The following is a 19,822-nucleotide window of genomic DNA, read 5'->3' on the forward strand; positions in this document are numbered from 1 at the left end:
CGAACGTAGGAAGGAAGTTAGTGCGTGACGAAACGAACGTTTGGTCGGCCTGATAGACCGCCACGTGACGCGCTTACACAATGGTTGTCCAAGTTGTGGAATCCGTGGCTGCAAGGCAGCTTGCTGCTCATTATCGTAGGAGTATGGGTGGCAGCGATGATAGTAACAGCAATACCTTCGCTTTTTATTTGGCTAGCTTCTTGTTTGACTGTGGCATTCCTTATAGGAAACTTCGTCCTAATGGTCATGCAGACCAAGACATCGAATACGCTCAGCTATCATAAACCAATGGTTGAGGCGCTGCTTCGCTCGGAAGCGGTCCCGCTGGCTATCATTGATCCACAGGGCGTTATAATTGAATTGAATGAAGGCGCAGAGCGTACTTTTGGCTATGAACGCGCGGAGTTAATGGGGAATTGGCTGGCCTCTTTCGTAGATGCAGGCAGCCGCGATGCCTTACATACGATGCTGGAGCATTCGCTTACCGGTTGTCCGGAGCAGGGAAACGTTCATATTATACACCGCTCAGGCTATCCGCTTGAGCTGCATCTCGTATGTTCCCCCATGGTGCAGGATGAGAAGGTCATCGGAACGCTGGTGGTGAGCCATGACTTAAGCGATCGCAAGCGAAATGTGGAACGGATTCGTTATATGGCCTACTACGACGATAGAACGGGATTGCCGAATCGAACGCTTTTTCAAATGAGGTTGAATGAAAGCCTTGCTTTTGCCCACGATCATAACCAGATTGTGGGGCTGTGTTATATGGACTTGGACCGCTTTAAGCTCGTAAACGCCTCCTTCGGCCGCGAATTTGGTGATATGCTGCTCATGCAGGTGGCAGAGCGCTTTACAAGTGTCATGTACGAGCAGGATTTTGCCGCCAGGATGGAAGGTGATGAGTTCGCTCTGTTGTTTAAGGATCTGGAGTCGGAGGAGCAGTTGCTGAGCCGTGCCCGCACGGTGCTGCAGGCGATTGAGGAGCCTTTCGAGCTTAAAGGCTTTCCGATCCAAATTACAGCAAGCATAGGTGCGGTCACGAGCCGTCTGGTCGAGGATGATGATTATGCGCTGCTTAATAAAGCGGATATGGCGTTAATGAAGGTGAAGCAGAATGGCAGAAACGATGCGCTGCTTTATTCCGAAAGCTGGAGCAATTATTCGTTTGAGCATTTGTCGATGCAGCATGAAATGTATCGTGCTATTCAGCGCAAGGAGTTCATTTTATACTATCAGCCGCAATATGATATGAATTCTGGCGGTATGATCGGCGTCGAGGCGCTGGTGCGCTGGAAGCATCCGATCCGGGGAATGATCCCTCCGGGCGATTTTATTCCTTTGGCTGAGGAGAGTGGTATGATTGTGCAAATTGGCGATTGGGTGCTGGAGGAGGCTTGCCGCCAAAATAAATACTGGCAGGAATCAGGCTTGCCGCCTATGCCGGTTTCGGTTAACCTCTCCATCAGGCAGTTTGTCCAGCATGATTTGGCTAGCAAGGTGGCAGACGTTCTTGCCCGTACTGGTCTTGAATCGCAATATTTGGATTTGGAAATTACGGAGTCGATGACAATGGATGTGAACCATGTGTCGCGCTGCCTGCTGGATTTGACGGCGCTTGGGGTTGGCATAAGCATTGACGATTTTGGCACAGGCTACAGCTCTTTTCATTATTTGAAAAATTTCCCGATCGACCGGCTCAAAATCGACCGTTCCTTCGTCCGTGACATCCAGCAGGACCCAAGCGATGCGGAAATTGTAGCAGCTATTATTGCTATGGCCCATAATCTTAATATTCAGGTTATTGCAGAGGGCGTAGAGACGCAGGAGCAAATTGAATTTTTGCGCAAGCACAACTGCGACGAAATGCAGGGGTATTTCTGGAGTGCGCCAGTTCCAAGCGACAATATTGAGCAAATGCTGGGCGGCTATTACATGTAGAAAAAAGGTCTGTTTGAATGGCTGGGAACGCACCCGGCTCATTCAAACGGACCTTTTCAATTTGTGCTGCTTCATAATCAGGACGTATAGTCTTCTATTTCATTAAGCTTGAAGGTGTAGACTTGCTTCTCATCCACGTGGTAGACCGTAATCATGCTCGTTGCATCATCCACATTTAAAATACGGCATGGAATGCTGAGCGTAATGCCAAGCCCCTTGTTTACAATAAGACGAATGAGTTTATTGCTTTTCATAAATCCGCGAATGTCTGCAAATCCGTCATAAGGATCGGAGAGTGAAGGCTCAACAACCTTAGGCTTAGCGGCTTTAACAGGTGGTACGTCTTTTTCTTTAACAGACTGTGGAGGCTTGCTAGCTGCAGATTTATTGCTTTGTGCTTGTTTTTCATTCTGTGCAGGCGCTTTATTATCGATTTCCATAGGAACCTGAACAGCAGCATCAGCTTTGCGTTGATCGATAACTTGTCCCAGCTGAATACCTGATAAAATCCGATAATCAACAAATCCGCCAGCATTTAAGGCATGAATGACCTGCTCCAAGGCAGCAGCGTTGCTAACGTTCTCTACTAGCAATTCTACTTGGAGTACGTATGAGTGTTTTTGTGTATTTTCCATCTGCTCTATAGTTCCTCCGACCTAATGTTAATTTTTGCATAACAACTATACCATTAATCAGATGGGATATATAGTGCTAAATTTTGCTAATCGTCCAATTCGATAAAAACTTTTTTGCATATACTGCTTTGGCAGCTAATTGATGGCAAAGGAGGTGAGCGTATAATGATGCGAATGGTTCCTGCCACACTGCAAAATGGGCTGACCGTGATAGGCATTGAGGTAAAGCTTCCTAAGACGACATTGCTTGCTTGGACGACGGATAAAGGATATATCATGTGCGGTGCGCTTGATGTTGGCCTGCTGAATGAACGATTGCATAATCGCGGGATTATCGCCGGAAGAGCCGTTGGCGTACGCACATTAGAGGAACTGCTTGTTGCACCTTTGGAATCGGTTACGACAACAGCGGAAGGTATGGGAATTCATGCCGGAATGAAAGGAACAGATGCTCTTACCTTAATGGCATAATACAAAAGAGCCTTTATCCTTATCTTTTTGAAAGAGGGGATATAGGCTCTTGATTTATATTTATTGGTTAAAAAGCTTTTTAAGATTGACATCATAAGGAGCTTGGACAATGCCTTTTTCTGTAATAATAGCTGTTACATATTCATTCGGTGTAATATCGAAGGCCGGGTTGTACACTTTCACACCTTGTGGTGCTGTGCGTTTGCCAAACCCTTCGGTAATTTCCTCGGCGCTGCGCTCCTCAATCGGAATTTCTGCGCCAGTCGGCGTATTGAGGTCAATCGTGGACAATGGGCAAGCAACATATACGGGAATGCCATGAGCCTTGGCAAGGACGGCAACGCTATAGGTGCCGATTTTGTTGGCGACATCTCCATTAGCGGCTACGCGGTCCGTTCCAACAATGACAGCCTGAATCCAGCCTTTGGACATGACCATGCCTGCCATATTATCACAAATCAAAGTGACATCGACACCAGCCTGCTGCAGCTCAAAAGCGGTCAGTCTAGCGCCTTGCAGCACAGGACGTGTCTCATCGGCGAATACACGCAGCGACATGCCGCGCTCAAGCGCAAGATAAAACGGCGCCAGCGCTGTACCGTATTTAGCAGTTGCAAGTCCGCCAGCGTTGCAGTGCGTGAGCACGCCCATGCCATCTTCAAACAGCGTGAGCGCATGCTCGCCGATTAAACGGTTGGTTTCTTCATCTTCTCTGTGAATGGCCAGCGCTTCATTAAGCAAAGCCTGCTTCACTTCATCGAGTGATAAATCGGCTGCGGCAAGCTGCTCCGCACGGGCTTTCATACGATCAAGAGCCCAGAATAAGTTGACAGCGGTCGGCCGTGAGGTGGCCAAATATTCAGCCTGGTTCAGCACTTCTTCAAGCCAGCGCTTAGGGGTCGTTTCATTTCGGCTGCCAAGCACGACGCCGTATGCAGCCGAAATGCCGATTGCCGGGGCGCCTCTCACTTTCAAATGGCGAATTGCTTCCCATACGTCCTCCGAAGTAACAAGCGGCAAATATACGATTTCTTCAGGCAAAAGCCGTTGATCCAGCAAATCCAGGCGATCTTCCGCCCAGATCAAGGATTGCAATGGGGCATTCTGACTAGTCATTATGCAAATTCCTTTCTTCTCTAAACATAAGGATTTATTTTTAAGCGTGTTTTGCCGTTGCGGACAAAACAATATCAATTGCTTGCTCTATTGAAATCGCCTGGCGGTTCAGGTGAATGAGCGAGGTGCCGATTCCCAGTGCCAAGCGCTGTGCTTTCTCGCGCTCCGCAGCATCCTCAATGCGGTCGATGTCCGCAACATGGGCAAGGCCTACAATGCGTCGTACCATTTTGCAGCCAGCGAAGCCGATCGAGTCCTGAAGCAGCTTGTTCATGTAATATTGCTTGTAGCCTGGTGCGCTTGATACTAGACGATCCACGTTATGCTCATCCCACAAAGCGCCAAATTTGTTCTCAAATTTGTTCCAAATCTCGCGTACGCTGCCAAGCAGGTAGCTGCGGAAATCGGCAAGCTTTGCCTCGTCTTTGATCCAGTGGGCTTGTCCCGCATAATTGAGCAGCAGGTTGGCAATGACCGCACCTACGTCAAAGCCAATAGGACCGTAATAAGCAAATTCAGGATCGATCACTTTCGTGGACTGTGCTGTAACAAATACGCTGCCGGTATGTAGATCGCCGTGGAGCAGGGCCTGGGCATTCGTCAAAAACTTGTTGCGCAAAATAGCGACTTCAAGATGAAGGGCATCATCCGTGCGAAGTGCTTCAGCGGCATCAGCGATCGCTGCTTCAAAGTTATTGTTTGGCGAATCGGTATAAGGATCATCAAAAATTAAATCTTCGGTTATTTTGCACAAATCAGGGTTAATAAATGCTTTGACGCGTTCTTTCTTATCCTGCTGGTTCATGCCCAAATCGGAAGTGTAAAAGAGTGTATTCGCCATAAAGGTGGAAATGTCCTCGGCGAATTTCGGATATTGGTTGCCGTCTACGAGGCCCTGACGCATAATCACGTGGTCGCTGAGATCCTCCATTACCGTAAGGGCAAGCTCTGCGTCATATTGATAAACGGTTGGCACAAGTCCCGGAGCCAGCTCATTTTGCAAAATCAGCGCTTCGCTCTCAATGCGCGCTCGGTCAAGCGTAAGCGGCCATGATTCTCCGACAACCTTAGCGTAAGGGAGCGCTTGTTTGACAATCAGCCCTTTACCGCTTGCTGGATCGGTAATGTGGAATACCAAATTCAAATTGCCATCGCCGATCTCACGGGACGCAAGCTCAGCCCCTGCAGGGAAAAAGTCAGGTATGGAGCGGGAAAATTCAATAGCTTCTTGCTCGGTTAAAGGATGATAAGCAGACAGTTTGTCCACCTCCGACTGTATTTTTCAAAATATAAGCATTTCTATATGCTTAGTATATCGAATATTATTTCGACTTGGAATACCTACAAATGATAACAAATGATATAATGTTACGTAAAGTAGGCAAGGATTTTGTCCGCTAAGCGCGAATGGCAACGAAGGGCTTGGCGGATCTGCTGGAGTGGAGGCATTGGCATGAGTAACAGCATGACGCGGGAGCCGGTCGCTCTGAAGGAGTGGGCTGTAACCGTTAACGCATTGCGTGATGGCGAGCTTATTATGGTTTTGCGCAAAGGCGGAATTGAAGAGGAAACACGTGATTTTCAATTGGTTAGCAAAGGCTTCTACTTAATGCCTGCTTATGAGCATCAGAAGGAGCATCTGCTTAAGGCGCCATATCAAGGCAGGATCGAAAGTATAATGGAAGGCTGGTCGCCTGATATGGATAGCATTAAGCTTGGCGCCTATGCGGAAGCCGTTCATGATATCGAGATCAACGATCAGGAAACGCTTGACCGGTTGCGGGAATTTCATATTTGGACGGATAAATTTTCAGAAGAAAGGCTAAAATGGAAGCGGACGAAGCCGTTGCATTTGCTGCTGCTTCGCGTATACCGGCTTGCCGAGCCTGCTGAATTAGAAATGTTCCCTGCCTATACGGGCTGCAAATCTTGGGTAAAGCTTGAAAAGGATCTAGCCGATGCTGCAATGGTTCCGGTATTATCCGATGAGGAATTTGCGTCGCAAGTTGCTCAAATTCAAGCTGCACTGTGCCGGCAATAGAGATAAAGCCTGATTTATGGCGATTTCTTGTACATTGAGCGCTCTTAGCGTTGCTTTATAACAAAACTTATAATAAAATGATTATTGAGAAGACATTGAGAATTATATTGAATCACATTATAATAGAAGCTTTTTTGATTATAGGTGATTAGGTAAATAGACCAACCATGGAGGGATCAGCATATTATGGCAACGCATTTTGTCATTGATGGCCTGAAAGCGGCTATCGAAGGAAAAGAGATTTTGAAAGGCATTAACCTTGAAATCAAAGGCGGAGAAATCCACGCGATTATGGGACCAAACGGTACTGGTAAAAGTACGCTGGCTTCCGCTTTGATGGGCCACCCGAAATATGAAGTAACTGAAGGCAGCGCATTTTTGGATGGAGAAGACCTGCTTGAAATGGGCGTAGATGAGAGAGCACGCGCAGGGCTGTTCCTTGCTATGCAATATCCAAGCGAAATTCCTGGCGTAACGAATTCCGATTTCTTGCGCAGTGCGATTAACGCTCGTCGTGAGGAAGGCAGCGAGATTTCCCTCATTAAATTCATTCGCCAAATGGAAGGCAAAATGAAAGCTTTGGAAATGAACCCTGAGTTTGCACATCGTTACCTGAACGAAGGCTTCTCGGGCGGTGAGAAAAAACGTAATGAGATTTTGCAAATGACGCTGCTTGATCCGAAAATCGTCGTTCTTGACGAGATTGACTCGGGTCTTGACATCGATGCCTTGAAAATCGTATCCAAAGGCGTTAACGAAATGCGCTCCGAAGATCGCGGTTTTCTAATTATTACTCACTATCAGCGTTTGCTGAACTATATTACACCTGATTTTGTACACGTTATGATGCAAGGCCGCATTGTGAAGTCCGGTGGTCCTGAGCTTGCTGAGCGTTTGGAAAATGAAGGTTATGACTGGGTTAAAGAAGAACTGGGCATCGTGGACGAAACGGTTGGCCAGGCCTAAGCGGAGAAAGGGGTATAACGGATGAGTACACAACTATCGACTCCGACGGACCGCCAATCTGCAGAAGCTTTGTCCCGTAGCAAAAACGAGCCTAATTGGCTGGTTGATTTGCGCGGCGAAGCAGCTGAGCTTGCTGGTACATTAGAATGGCCAAAGCCGGAGAAAGTCAAAATTGAACGCTGGAACCTGACAGCTGTAGGCAGCTACGATCAGGCAGCTCCAGCAAATGCACTAACCGATTTGCCAGAAGTTGTACGTGAATTGGTTTCTGAAGGCACTGAAAACCTTGTTATTCAGCAAAACTCGAGTCCGGTATGGACGCAGCTATCTGCTGAACTGGCAGCTAAGGGCGTTATTTTTACCGATTTGGAGACAGCTTGCAAGGAGCATGGCGATCTTGTGAAGCCTTACTTGTTCCAAGCGGTTGCCAAGAATGAGGACAAATTAACAGCTTTGCATGCAGCATTGTGGAATGGCGGGGTATTCGTATACGTTCCTCGCAATGTAGAGGTGGAAATTCCACTGCAGGCTATTCTATTTAATACAAAAGCAGAGGCTTCCTTTGCACCGCATATCGTAATCGTAGCAGAGAGCAACAGCCGCGTTACTTATGTCGATTATGTCGTTACTGAGCCAGGTGCTGTTACTGAGCCTTTCGTCTACCACTCCGTAGTCGAAGTTTATGTAAAAGCAGGCGCTCACGTTCGTTTCGGTTCCATCCATCATCTTGGTGGCAGCGGAGTGGATCTGACCGTTCGCCGCGCTATTATTGAAAATGATGGCGTGATGGAATGGGTACTCGGCGATTTGAGCGATGGCTCTACGCTTTCAGATACGAAGTCCGTGCTGAAAGGCAACGGTTCACGGTCTGATGCTAAAGTAATCAGCATCGGCAAAAACGCTCAGCAAATGAGCTTGACGACGCAGGCTGTACATTTTGGCCTTCGTTCGGACAGCAACATGGTTACACGTGCAGTGATGAAGGATTCGGCTTCGGCGATTATTAACGGCATCACTAAAATCGAGAAGGGCGCTACGAAAGCTAATGGCGTTCAAACCGAAAAAGTGTTGATGCTTAGCCCGAAAGCACGCGGTGATGCGAATCCGATTTTGCTAATTGATGAAGATGATGTTACAGCAGGCCATGCAGCGAGCGTTGGGCAGGTCAATCCTGAGCAAGTTTATTATCTGATGTCCCGCGGTATTAGCAAGCAGAATGCGGAACGCCTTGTTATCTATGGCTTCCTTGCACCTGTAGTATCTGAAATTCCGATCGATGCGGTACGCGAACAGCTTGAGAAATTGCTTGTGCGGAAGCTCGAAGGATGAATATAGCAGCAATTCGGGAGCAGTTCCCGATTTTGCATCAAGAGATAAATGGGCATCCGCTCGTTTATCTGGACAGCGCGGCATCTTCCCAGAAGCCGCGCTCCGTCATTGATGCGATTAATCGCTATTATGAGATGGACCACTCCAATGTGCATAGAGGCGTTCATACGCTTGGTTCGCGGGCGACTGACGCTTATGAGGGCGCAAGGGAGAAAGTGGCTTCTTTTCTGAACGCGGCACTGCCGGAAGAAATTATTTTTACGCGGGGTACGACAACCGCGCTGAATTTAGTTGCTTCAAGCTATGCCAGAAACGTATGTAAACCTGGCGACGAAATCGTTATTACACAAATGGAGCATCACAGCAATCTCATCCCGTGGCAGCAGGTTGCGAAAGCAACCGGCGCGACGCTGAAATATATTCCGCTTCAGCCAGATGGTTCATTCACGCTGGCCGATGCCGAGCTATCAATTACATCGAATACGAAGGTCGTTGCGATGACTTATGTATCGAATGTGCTTGGCATCGTCAACCCCGTTAAGGAGGTTGCGGCTATTGCGCATCGCAATGGCGCCGTAATGGTAGTGGATGGCGCACAAAGCACGCCGCATATGCGTGTGGACGTACGTGATTTAGATTGTGATTTTTATGCTTTTTCGGGCCATAAAATGTGCGGTCCGACAGGGATTGGCGCCTTATATGGCAAGAAGGCGCTGCTCTCCAAGATGGAGCCGATCGAATTTGGCGGAGAAATGATCGACTATGTTGACTTGTATGAGTCAACATGGAAGGACATTCCGTACCGTTTCGAAGGCGGGACACCAATTATTGCGAACGCCGTAGGGCTGGGCGCAGCAATCGATTTTCTGCAAGAGGTTGGCATGGATGAGATTGACAAGCATCAGCGTCTTCTGGCGGCATATGCTTATGACCGATTATCGGAGCTTGAAGGGGTTACGATATATGGCCCTAAGGCAGATCGTGCTGGTCTCGTTACATTTAATTTGGGCGACGTGCATCCACATGATGTGGCGACAGTTCTTGATACGGAAGGCATTGCCGTTCGAGCTGGGCATCATTGCTGCCAGCCGCTTATGCGTTTTCTGAACGTTTCTTCGACAGCCAGAGCAAGCTTTTATTTATATAATACCGAGCAGGAAGTTGATCAGCTCATTGCTGGACTGCTCAAAACAAAGGAGTTCTTCGGTCATGCAATTGGATGATTTATACCGTAGAGTCATCATGGATCACTATAAAAATCCACGCAACCATGGAACATTGGAAGCCGATGCCGTTACGATTAAACTGAACAACCCGACCTGCGGCGACAGCATTGCACTTCAGCTTCAGGTGGAGAACGGTTTAGTCACAGACGCGAAGTTTAGCGGAGAAGGCTGTTCCATCAGCCTGAGCTCTGCCTCCATGATGACGGAAGTCGTTAAAGGAAAAACATTCGATCAGGCGCTGGAGCTAGCGGATAAATTTTCTTCCCTAATGAAAGGTGAACCAGTCGAATTTGAAGGTTATGAGGACATCGAGGCGTTGTCTGGTGTCAATAAGTTCCCTGCACGAATTAAATGTGCCACCCTTTCGTGGAACGCGTTGCGTAAAGGAATCGAACAACAGCAAGATTAACATCATTATGAAAGAGGAGAGTGAATACGATGGCTAAAACAATGCCGGAAATGGAAGAGTATAAGTATGGTTTCCGCGATGAGCATAAGTCGATTTTCCAATCAGGAAAAGGCTTGACGCCTGAAATCGTTCGCACTATTTCGGAAATGAAGGGCGAGCCGGAATGGATGCTCGATTTTCGTCTGAAATCACTGGAGCAGTTCAACAAAATGCCAATGCCTGATTGGGGCGGCAACATGGATGATCTGGATTTCAATGATATTCAATATTATGTAAAGCCTTCTGAGAAGCAAGGCAAGACGTGGGAAGAGGTTCCTACTGAAATTAAAGAAACGTTTGACAAGCTTGGTATCCCTGAAGCGGAGCAAAAGTTTCTTGCGGGTGTATCCGCACAGTATGAATCAGAGGTTGTTTATCACAGCATGCAAGAGGATCTGGAAAAGCAAGGCGTATTGTTCACTGATATGGATACAGCGCTTCGTGAACATCCTGAAATTTTGCGTGAATATTTCAGCACAATCATCCCACCGAATGATAATAAATTCGCTGCTTTGAACAGTGCGGTTTGGTCCGGAGGCAGCTTTATTTATGTACCAAAAGGCGTGAAATGCGAAGTTCCGCTGCAAGCCTATTTCCGGATTAACTCCGAAAACATGGGACAATTTGAGCGTACACTGATCGTTGCTGATGAAGATAGCTTCGTTCACTACGTTGAAGGCTGTACAGCTCCAGTCTACAGCACTAACTCATTGCATAGCGCCGTCGTTGAAATCTTGGTTAAGAAAAATGCCCGCGTTCGTTATACAACGATTCAAAACTGGGCACCAAACATTTTTAACCTCGTGACTAAACGTGCAGTCGCTGATGAAAACGCGACAATGGAATGGGTAGATGGCAACATTGGCTCCAAATTGACGATGAAATATCCGGCTGTTGTGCTTCGTGGCCGCGGTGCGAAAGGTATGGTATTATCAATCGCAGTTGCCGGTAAAAACCAGCACCAGGATGCAGGCGCGAAAATGATTCACCTTGCTCCAGATACGACCTCGACAATTGTTTCCAAGTCGATCAGTAAGCATGGCGGTAAAGTAACTTACCGTGGTCTTGCTTCATTCGGTCGTAATTCAGATGGTGCGAAATCTAATATTAAATGTGATACATTGATTTTGGATAATGAATCCACTTCGGATACGATTCCTTACAATGAGATCATGAACGATAACATTACTTTGGAGCATGAAGCAACAGTATCCAAAGTTTCTGAGGATCAATTGTTCTATCTAATGAGCCGTGGCTTGTCGGAAGCGGAAGCGACACAAATGATCGTTATGGGCTTTATCGAACCGTTCACGAAAGAGCTGCCGATGGAATATGCGGTAGAAATGAACCGTCTCATCAAGTTTGAGATGGAAGGTTCTATCGGTTAAGCAAACTTGCTTAACAACTTAAACGAATAAACGACAAAAATGCCTGTTTCCTCACTGGTTGGTTTCAATCAGCTGAGGGAACAGGCATTTTGTTATACGAAAATTTCTTTGATTTTGAGATGACGTTCAACGGTCAAATCAATAAATTCATGATTGATTTGCAGCAGTGGTCTGAAAAACTCGGTTGGGTGAGTCATGACGATAATTCCGGTCTCGCCGGTTTCCAAATAAGCTTTTTTTCCAATGAAGTTGGGGATCATATGCTTTATGAATGTATGTGTAATATGTGGATCTAGCTCTCTGAAGCTCAGCTTGTAAAGTTCCTTCAATACATAAAACAAATCGCGTTTTTTCTGATAAACCCGTTCGGAAATCATAGCGCTATAAATATCGACAACCGAGATTAGCTTGGAAACAGGCTCAATTTGGTCGCCATTAAGACCTTTCGGATAACCGCTGCCGTCATTACGCTCATGATGCTCAAGTGCACTTAAGGCAATGTAGCGTTCATCAAAGGATTTTTTTATAATGTCATAGCCATATGTCGTATGGTTTTTGATTTCATCGAACTCTTCCTTTGTAAGCTTACCGGGTTTGTTAAGAATGGTTTCAGGGATTTGACTTTTTCCGATATCATGAAGGAATCCGGCTTTACCAATTTGCACCGATTTTTTTACGGAGTAGCCGAGCCAAGTAGCCAAATAATAGGCCAGCATGCCCACTTGTACGGAGTGTTGGTACGTGTAGTCGTCTTTCGTGTTAAGCAGCAGAAGCATAGATACGACGTCTCGCTCCATATTAAGATGCTTAATTAGCGGCTGGAAGGCATCTTCGACTTCTTGCTCATTAATGGTCTGATCCTCGCTTGCCTTAGCAAAAAGATTATGAAAGCCTTGAATTGCATTATCATAATCCGGTTGTACAGAAGGAAGCCACTTGGGGTTAACGGTTTGCTCCAATGTGCGCTCCGGCAAATTAACAATAGAGACAGATTCGACTTCAACATAATCAATTTGATGTTGAAGCAGCTTTGATATTTCTTTATTTTCCAGCAAGGTGCCTTTAGAAAGCACATGCAGACCGTATCCATTAAAGGTATCTTTTAATAAACGGTCTCCCGTTTTTAAATCAGTTACGTGAACCTTCATCGCTGCACCTCTATTGAATAGTTGATCACTTAAGTAGTATAGTAGCAATGATTTGAGGGTATGGCAATATGAGGGACTTTAATTTGAGTCTAAAGACCTACAAATTTCGACAAAAAACGCTCATTATTTATCTTGATAAAGTTTTAAATAGTCTATAGACCTATTTTTAACGCTTTTGAATAGAAAATTTTTACAATCGTCTGATATTAGGCTTCATCTGGAAAATTTGCTAGCGGCATATCAGGATTCCAAGGGCCAAGCTGATGGCCTTTCCACTCTGAACCATCCTCCCAAATTTCTTTTTTCCAGATCGGAACAATTTGCTTTAATCGTTCAATAGCGTACCGGCTGGCATCATAACAACTGGCTCGATGTGGTGAGGAGATCGCAATGACTACACTAATCTCTGCGATATCGACAGCGCCAAGCCGATGTGTAATAGCACATAAAGTCCCTGGCCACTTCTGTGCAAGCTCATCACCGATTTGCTTCATCATTTTAACAGCCATCGGTTCATAAGCTTCATATTCCAAGCGAACGGTACGCTGTCCTTTCGTCCATTCTCGCGTCGTTCCGACAAAGGCAAGGGAAGCACCGTGCTCGGGAACAATAACTTTTGATAAAACCTCCTCCGTCGTAATTTTCTCATTAGTAAGCATGTACAATTGTTCTAAGGGGGATTTTTGTTCATCTTCATTAGATTTTTCTGCTTGTCCTCCCGAAACCGGGGGAAGAAGCGCAAGCTCATCAGAGGCGCTTACAATGCTGTCTTCATGAGCGTAAGCATAGTTGCAGGCAAGAAAAGAAATGCTTAAAATATCCGATTGTTCGGGATAGGAAGCGATCAAATGCTTCTTCAGTTCTGCCACCGTCATATTTTGCTCAGCAGTCTCTATAATAAGAGAACGCACACCGAATCGCTCTGACAAACCTGCAAATAAATCAATTTTCCATTCCATAATCATGTTATTTAACCTCACGTAATGATATAGGCGTACTATAACAGCATACCATAATCTATAGAAAAATGTTATGCTAAAGAGACAGTCTAAGACAGTTAGGCGACCGCTTATAACTTTTAAAATTAGGGGAGGCAGGCATGGGTTCCAAACTACGATTAGAGCAAAATATTGTTATTTTACACACCAATGATATTCATAGTCGCTTGGAAAATGCCGCACGAATTGCTTCCTATATAGCTGATCAACGTCGCGTTCATGGTAAGGACAACTTGTTAGTCCTCGATATCGGCGACCATATGGACAGAATGAGAAGTGAAACAGAGGGCAGTGACGGTTTGGTGAATGTCGCACTGCTTAATGAAGCAGGTTATGATGCGGTAACTATTGGTAATAATGAAGGACTAACTTATTCTAAGGAAAGATTGGCCGAGTTATATGGCGAACATGCCAAATTTGCTGTTTTAGGGGCAAATTTGTTGGATGCGGCAACGAACAAGCAGCCTTCGTGGCTGCTGCCTCATATTATTGTAAATAAAGGCCATTTAAAAATTGGTTTAATTGGTGTTACGGCAAATTTTACAGATTTTTATGTTTTGCTCGGTTGGAATGCAACGGACCCTTTCGAAGCTATTCAACAACAAGCGGAGCAAATGCGTAAAGATGTGGATTTGATAATCGTATTGTCACATCTAGGGCTGGCGAATGATGAACGGATGGCGCAAGAATTGACTGGTGTTGACTTGGTATTGGGTGCCCATACCCATCATTTGCTTGAGGAAGCACTGCAAGTCAAACACACTTCAATTTGCGCGGCCGGAAAATTTGGCGAGCATATCGGGCGTATCGAAATTTCGCAGGGGACTGCTGATGCAAAACCGCAATTTAAGGCGGCTTGTGTCCCGACTGCTGCTTTTGAAGAACACCCTGACGCTGCAACTATTATCGCAAAATATAAAGAAGAAGGGCTCGCGCGACTCAATCGTACAGTCGCGTATATAGATGAGCCTCTTTCAACGGCTATTGCGGCAGAGTCGCCGCTTGCCAATTTGCTTGCAGCGGGTCTAAAGAGACATACAGAAGCAGAAATCGCGCTTGTCAATACCGGGCAACTGCTAGGCGGCTTGCAGCAGGGAGAAGTAACTGCTGGACAATTGCATGCGTTATGCCCGTCTCCAATAAACCCTTGCAAAATGCAGCTTACAGGCAGGCATATCAAAGAGGCTCTTGAGCAATCTCTCTTGCCGGATTATACGGATAAGCGAATTAAAGGTTATGGATTTCGCGGCGAAGTATTAGGAACACTTGCTATAGATGGTCTTCAGGTTATTTTTGATTCTGAGCGGCCGCCACTGGACCGAATCGTGAAGATAGTGGTCAATGGGCAACCTCTAATGGAAGAAAAATGGTATAATGTAGCTTCCATAGATATGTTCACTTTCCATATCGGCTATTTGTCATTAGGACAAGGAATCAATATTGTTTACTTTCTGCCAGAGTTTATTCGGGATGTATTGGCTGAAGCATTGAAAGAAAAGGCTAACATTGCTGACTGCAAGCTGCCAAGGTGGAATAATCTAGCATCATCGATATAACATTTTTATTAATTTTATCCGATGTATTAATTAAGAAGAAACCACTCAGTCAAGGAAGGATCGAGAAAATGCGTTTGATGCCTATAACAAAGACTCAGCCCGGCATGCGATTGGCCAAAAAGATTTTCTCACATGATGGTTTAGTGCTGTTAGGGGAAAATGTTGAGCTGACCAGTCGGCTTATTACCCGGCTCAAACAATGTGGAATACAGTATATATATATTCTTGATCCGAAAACCGATGATATTACGATGCCAGAGATTATTCGCGAGGAAACGCTGTTAGTTGCCTTGAAGGAAATACGTACGAATTTTCGTGATATGATGGATCGACCAAAGCGTAAAAAAGGGGTTACGTATCCGTATATTGGCCAAACCTTCAAACAAATGATGAATTTGATTATTGATGATTTGTCTGCTCATAAGGATGCGATGATTATGCTGATGAATATGGGAACAGTAGATCATTATTTATATCAGCATTCTTTAAATGTGTGCGTCTACACGACCATTCTTGGCATAGCTTACAATTATTCACATGAAGAACTAATGACGCTCGGGATGGGGGCCTTGCTTCATGATATTGGAAAAACACAAATTCCAATCGATGTCCTCCAAAAACCTGGATCTTTAACCCCAGAAGAATTCATTATGATGAAGAATCACGCTCGTTTCGGCTTTGAGCTTTTAAAGGATGAGCCTAATCTGCCGCTTATTGTGGCTCATTGTGCTTATCAACATCATGAACGGCTGGATGGCAGCGGATATCCAAGAGGAATTAAAGGCAATGAAATTCATGAGTATGCAAAGTGGATTGGATTAGTGGATTCGTATGACGCTATGACAACTAATCGAATATACCGCGCACCGATGCTTCCGCATCATGCTATTGAGCTTCTGTATGCAGGAACAGGAACTTTATACGAACAGCATATGGTACAGTTATTTCGGGATAAGGTAGCCATTTATCCTATTGGTATTATGGTGAAAATCAATACAGGTGAATCTGGTGTAGTAGTGGACTTTAATCATGCCTATCCGCATCGGCCCATTATTCGTATATTAAACAACGAGGTTGGGGAAGAACTCACTGTGCCTTACGAAATCGACATGTCCAAGCAGCTTAGCATTATGATTATAAGCGTAAATGATGAGCAAAATGATTTGCCTGCACTATCTGCTAAAAATGGGTAATTGCATGAGGAGCCTGCTATTGTGGGCTCTTTATTCTTTTTTCATGTCCATTTTATTGCTTCTTTCGGGCTCGAACATTACAATGGTACTAGAAATTATACAATCGAAAGATGCAGAAATCAGGTGTTGATAAAATGAATACATTAAATGCTATAGCAACAAATCCGTTGGCTATGAATGGCAGCCCCAAGGTTTTGCCGCAGCTAACCCCAGTTAATGACCCATGGGATCCTATTCGTTCAATCCAGAAGTTCGGCAAGCATCAATTGACGAGCGTGGAAATGACGATTTCAAACTTATGCAATATGCGTTGCGAGCATTGCGCGGTTGGCGATACGCTAGTTATGTCGGAGCCGGCCAAATTGCCTTTAAAGGATATGCTCAAACGTTTGGATGAGGTTGAACATCTACAGACGATCAGTATTACTGGCGGAGAGCCCTCCTATTCGGCTAAAACGGTTAAGGAATATATGCTGCCGCTGCTTCAATATGCCAGAGATCGCGGCGTTCGTTCCCAAATCAACTCCAATGTAACTTTGCCTTTCAGTCGCTACGAGGCGATTATTCCTTATTTGGATGTCATGCACATTTCCTTTAACTACACGAATGCGGATGATTTTCACCAAGTAGGCTTTGCTAAAGCGGGGCATCAAGTTTCATACGAAGCCTCGGTTAAGCTGTATGAGCGAATGATTGAAAATGCGCGTTCTCTAAGCAAAGCAGGTGTATTAGTATCTGCCGAGTCTATGATTAACTTCCGTACACATGATAAAATCGATGAAATTCACCGACTGATTGTAGAAATGGGTTGCGAGCGACATGAAGTGCATCCTATGTATCCAAGTTCATTTGCTAAAGATTTGCCAGTCATCACCCCCGTGCAAATGCGTCAAGCCATTGAACGATTATTGGATAACCGGGACCCGTCAGTGTGGATGTTGTTTGGAACGCTGCCTTTTTATCAATGCAGCAATCATGCAGAGGAGCGTGCACTGCTTAGCCGCCTGGCTGCGGAGCCAAATGTCACAGTGCGCAATGACCCAGATGGGCGCAACCGCCTTAATGTCAATTTATTTACGGGGGAAGTATTCGTTACCGATTTTTCGGATGTCCCATCATTTGGAAACATAGCAAGCTCTAAGCTGGATGACTTGTTCACAAAATGGCTGAATCATTCGCTAGCTCAAGACGTAAACTGCTATTGCCCTGCTGCCTCTTGCTGCGGCCCCAACTTACTGGTGAAGGACATGTACTATAAAGAAGTAGATTTCCACCAACGCACCGCCCGTTTCGACTAAAGCAGCTATTTATAAAAAAGCCAATAAAAATGACTGACGCCCCTTCGCGCGTGCCAGTCATTTTTGCATGCTTGCATGCTAATAAAGGAAATATAGATTCCAGTGTATCATTCCCAAATACAGTGAATGTACGTTTATTACAGATCTGACATTCTGGATGATGCCCTCACTGTAAATTTTCCTTTAGTCCATTATCCCCTTAGCTCAGAAAAACGACCGCAATACCTATAATCTTCTAGACCAAAGACCAAAGACCAAAGACCAAAGACCAAAGACCAAAGACCAAAGACCAAAGACCAAAGACCAAAGACCATGGAACTTAGAGCGTAGAACGTAGAACGTAGAACGTAGAACGTAGAACGTAGAACGTAGAACGTAGAACGTAGAACGTAGAACGTAGAACGTAGAACGTAGAACGTAGAACGTAGAACGTAGAACGTAGAACGTAGAACGTAGAACGTAGAACGTAGAGCGTAGAGCGTAGAGCGTAGAACGTAGAACGTAGAACGTAGAACGTAGAGCGTAGAACGTAGAACGTAGAACGTAGAGCGTAGAACGTAGAACGTAGAATGTAAAACATTAGCCCATCCAAGCAATGATTATATGAATCATTAGATTATAAGAAAAATCTATGAAAATAGAAAAAGCTCAAAAGCTCAAAAGCTCAAAAGCTCAAAAGCTCAAAAGCTCAAAAGTTCTTACTTTGGGAGTGCTGTACTTGTGGATTGGAGGAACTATAAAGGAGAGGAACAGATTTGTATTTTCGGTGGAGGATGGATGAATTAATTAAACTTGTTTTCAATACAGAGCTTGAATTTATATAGGAAAATGTTAACGAATATGATCATCAGTGGTTATAAAAATTAAATAGAAAACTCGTACCCAAATCTAATATATTATTTGGATAGTGAGAATAACGAACCTCTCAACATTTATGAAATATTGAATTTTGTGAAAAGAAAAACTCAATCTAATATTGGCGTTATTTTAGTTCCATGGAGTCTAAAAAACAGAAATAGGACCAGGACCAGCCCAATAAGGAGGGATAATTAGTTATGTAGGGATAAATTGTATTGATTTATGGATACCGTATAATAATATAAAAGTTGGAGATGTCAAATTGCTAGCGGCAGTAGGGTGTTCTTTGATATTGGTCTGTTAAAACATAAAGATGTAAGTTTATGTAAGAGGGAATGCTGGTCTAGGTTGGGATTATTCAGGAAAAAGCAAATGTAATCGAGATAAGACTGCAAATGAAGAACGCCAACTCCCTTAAAACAGGCTTTTAATTTAATGATGGAATGTTTATATTGCCTTCTAAGAAATCTCGAATCTGCCATACGGTACAAAGGATGAATGATTATATCATTAGTACATGAATGGGTAACGTAGTTGCGAGTAAAGTCCATTACACCAGAGCGTAATAAGCGCCTTTCATTTAAATGAGCAGATGGGATAACCTTGAACTTAAAGTGCGATGCGGAGCAAAAGCTGGAAGAGCAGGCTATAACAATTGAAGATTCTTTAGATGAGTCATACTTTGGTGAATGTTGCTCTTTAGCATATAACTCTACTGCAGCTTTAATAACACCAGATAACTTTTCATGTTCATCGGCGTGGCTTATCAATTGACGAATTTTATGGAGCATGCTCCAGGCGGTTTTATAAGTTATTTGCAGAGTTAATGCTACTTGAGCCGCGTTAATCTGAATTTGGTGCAGGGAAATTAGAAACAACACAAGCAACCATTTTCGTATCGGTGTTCGGCTCTTGTCCATGAGAGTGCCAGCCGTTAATGTCGTCTGATGTCTGCAGGAATAGCACTGATATAAAATAGAGCAGCGCGAAGCAATTCTATAGGCTGAATGGTGATTGCAACGAGGGCAGCGAAAACCTTCTGGCCATTTAATTTTATACAAAAAGGAATAGCATGCTTCATCAGTGGAAAAGCAACTATCAAACTTTGCAATAGAATCAGAAATGGCTTGCATCGCGATCACCTCTCATTAATGGGAACTTATGTTCTTATTTTATCGAAGTTATGACGTGAAGTCAATTAGTTAGGTCGGTT

At 44.7% G+C, this 19,822-nt stretch carries 17 protein-coding genes; 11 read left to right on the forward strand and 6 right to left on the reverse strand.

The genetic code is table 11. From position 1 onward, the window contains the following. Positions 1-24: 24 nt before the first annotated feature. Positions 25-1,938, forward strand: a complete 1,914-nt coding sequence (locus tag MHB80_RS08030) for an EAL domain-containing protein (protein ID WP_341281662.1) — start codon at positions 25-27, stop codon at positions 1,936-1,938. A 77-nt stretch (positions 1,939-2,015) separates the two neighbouring features. Here the strand turns inward: MHB80_RS08030 and MHB80_RS08035 are convergent, their stop codons facing one another. After that, a complete protein-coding gene (locus MHB80_RS08035; RefSeq protein WP_341281663.1) occupies positions 2,016-2,573 on the reverse strand; it encodes a hypothetical protein in 558 nt (185 codons plus the stop codon). 165 nt (positions 2,574-2,738) lie between these two features. On the opposite strand from MHB80_RS08035, the gene MHB80_RS08040 reads away from it, so the two are divergent. Continuing rightward, on the forward strand, positions 2,739-3,044 hold the full coding sequence (locus MHB80_RS08040) for a DUF1805 domain-containing protein (protein WP_341281664.1): 306 nt from the start codon (positions 2,739-2,741) through the stop codon (positions 3,042-3,044). 60 nt (positions 3,045-3,104) lie between these two features. On the opposite strand, the gene mtnA is transcribed toward MHB80_RS08040, so the two are convergent. Together mtnA and mtnK are read right to left on the reverse strand one after the other, a co-directional pair. After that, on the reverse strand, positions 3,105-4,160 hold the full coding sequence (gene mtnA / locus MHB80_RS08045; RefSeq protein ID WP_341281665.1) for an S-methyl-5-thioribose-1-phosphate isomerase: 1,056 nt from the start codon (positions 4,158-4,160) through the stop codon (positions 3,105-3,107). Between the two features lie 40 nt (positions 4,161-4,200). Then, positions 4,201-5,418: an S-methyl-5-thioribose kinase gene (gene mtnK, locus MHB80_RS08050; protein WP_341282900.1), complete on the reverse strand. Its 1,218-nt coding sequence runs from the start codon at positions 5,416-5,418 to the stop codon at positions 4,201-4,203. A gap of 195 nt (positions 5,419-5,613) precedes the next feature. Between mtnK and MHB80_RS08055 the strand changes: the two genes are divergently transcribed. The 6 genes from MHB80_RS08055 to sufB all read left to right on the forward strand — a co-directional run bounded on the left by MHB80_RS08055 (position 5,614) and on the right by sufB (position 11,558). Beyond that, the gene (locus MHB80_RS08055) at positions 5,614-6,201 is read left to right on the forward strand and encodes a DUF1802 family protein (protein WP_341281666.1); all 588 of its coding nucleotides are present in this window, start codon (positions 5,614-5,616) and stop codon (positions 6,199-6,201) included. Positions 6,202-6,387: 186 nt separating this feature from the next. After that, positions 6,388-7,167, forward strand: coding sequence for a Fe-S cluster assembly ATPase SufC (gene sufC / locus MHB80_RS08060; protein WP_046228741.1), 780 nt, complete (start codon positions 6,388-6,390; stop codon positions 7,165-7,167). A 21-nt stretch (positions 7,168-7,188) separates the two neighbouring features. Then, positions 7,189-8,496, forward strand: coding sequence for a Fe-S cluster assembly protein SufD (gene sufD / locus MHB80_RS08065; protein ID WP_341281667.1), 1,308 nt, complete (start codon positions 7,189-7,191; stop codon positions 8,494-8,496). Next, positions 8,493-9,719: a cysteine desulfurase gene (locus tag MHB80_RS08070; RefSeq protein WP_341281668.1), complete on the forward strand. Its 1,227-nt coding sequence runs from the start codon at positions 8,493-8,495 to the stop codon at positions 9,717-9,719. Before sufD ends, MHB80_RS08070 begins: the two co-directional genes overlap by 4 nt. After that, positions 9,706-10,131 carry a Fe-S cluster assembly sulfur transfer protein SufU gene (gene sufU / locus MHB80_RS08075; RefSeq protein ID WP_341281669.1) on the forward strand — a complete coding sequence of 142 codons (426 nt, stop codon included), beginning with the start codon at positions 9,706-9,708 and terminating at the stop codon, positions 10,129-10,131. The genes MHB80_RS08070 and sufU overlap by 14 nt, the downstream gene beginning before the upstream one ends. Before the next feature lie 29 nt (positions 10,132-10,160). Next, positions 10,161-11,558 (forward strand): Fe-S cluster assembly protein SufB, encoded by a 1,398-nt coding sequence (gene sufB, locus MHB80_RS08080; protein ID WP_341281670.1) that lies wholly within the window; start codon positions 10,161-10,163, stop codon positions 11,556-11,558. A gap of 92 nt (positions 11,559-11,650) precedes the next feature. Here the strand turns inward: sufB and MHB80_RS08085 are convergent, their stop codons facing one another. Then, on the reverse strand, positions 11,651-12,706 hold the full coding sequence (locus MHB80_RS08085) for an HD-GYP domain-containing protein (protein WP_341281671.1): 1,056 nt from the start codon (positions 12,704-12,706) through the stop codon (positions 11,651-11,653). Between the two features lie 206 nt (positions 12,707-12,912). Then, the gene (locus tag MHB80_RS08090) at positions 12,913-13,665 is read right to left on the reverse strand and encodes a molybdenum cofactor biosynthesis protein MoaE (RefSeq protein WP_341282901.1); all 753 of its coding nucleotides are present in this window, start codon (positions 13,663-13,665) and stop codon (positions 12,913-12,915) included. A gap of 140 nt (positions 13,666-13,805) precedes the next feature. Here MHB80_RS08090 and MHB80_RS08095 point away from each other — a divergent pair, with 140 nt between their 5' ends. The 3 genes from MHB80_RS08095 to yfkAB all read left to right on the forward strand — a co-directional run bounded on the left by MHB80_RS08095 (position 13,806) and on the right by yfkAB (position 17,751). Further along, complete coding sequence (locus tag MHB80_RS08095; protein ID WP_341281672.1) at positions 13,806-15,260, forward strand: bifunctional UDP-sugar hydrolase/5'-nucleotidase; 1,455 nt, start codon at positions 13,806-13,808, stop codon at positions 15,258-15,260. Between the two features lie 68 nt (positions 15,261-15,328). After that, the gene (locus tag MHB80_RS08100; RefSeq protein WP_341281673.1) at positions 15,329-16,453 is read left to right on the forward strand and encodes an HD-GYP domain-containing protein; all 1,125 of its coding nucleotides are present in this window, start codon (positions 15,329-15,331) and stop codon (positions 16,451-16,453) included. 173 nt (positions 16,454-16,626) lie between these two features. Next, on the forward strand, positions 16,627-17,751 hold the full coding sequence (yfkAB, locus tag MHB80_RS08105; RefSeq protein ID WP_341282902.1) for a radical SAM/CxCxxxxC motif protein YfkAB: 1,125 nt from the start codon (positions 16,627-16,629) through the stop codon (positions 17,749-17,751). A 1,115-nt stretch (positions 17,752-18,866) separates the two neighbouring features. Here the strand turns inward: yfkAB and MHB80_RS08110 are convergent. After that, the gene (locus MHB80_RS08110) at positions 18,867-19,742 is read right to left on the reverse strand and encodes an IS1595 family transposase (RefSeq protein ID WP_341281674.1); all 876 of its coding nucleotides are present in this window, start codon (positions 19,740-19,742) and stop codon (positions 18,867-18,869) included. Between the last annotated feature and the right edge of the window lie 80 nt (positions 19,743-19,822).

The sequence above is a fragment of the Paenibacillus sp. FSL H8-0537 genome (assembly GCF_038051995.1).
In the GTDB taxonomy this organism is placed as follows: Bacteria; Bacillota; Bacilli; order Paenibacillales; family Paenibacillaceae; genus Pristimantibacillus.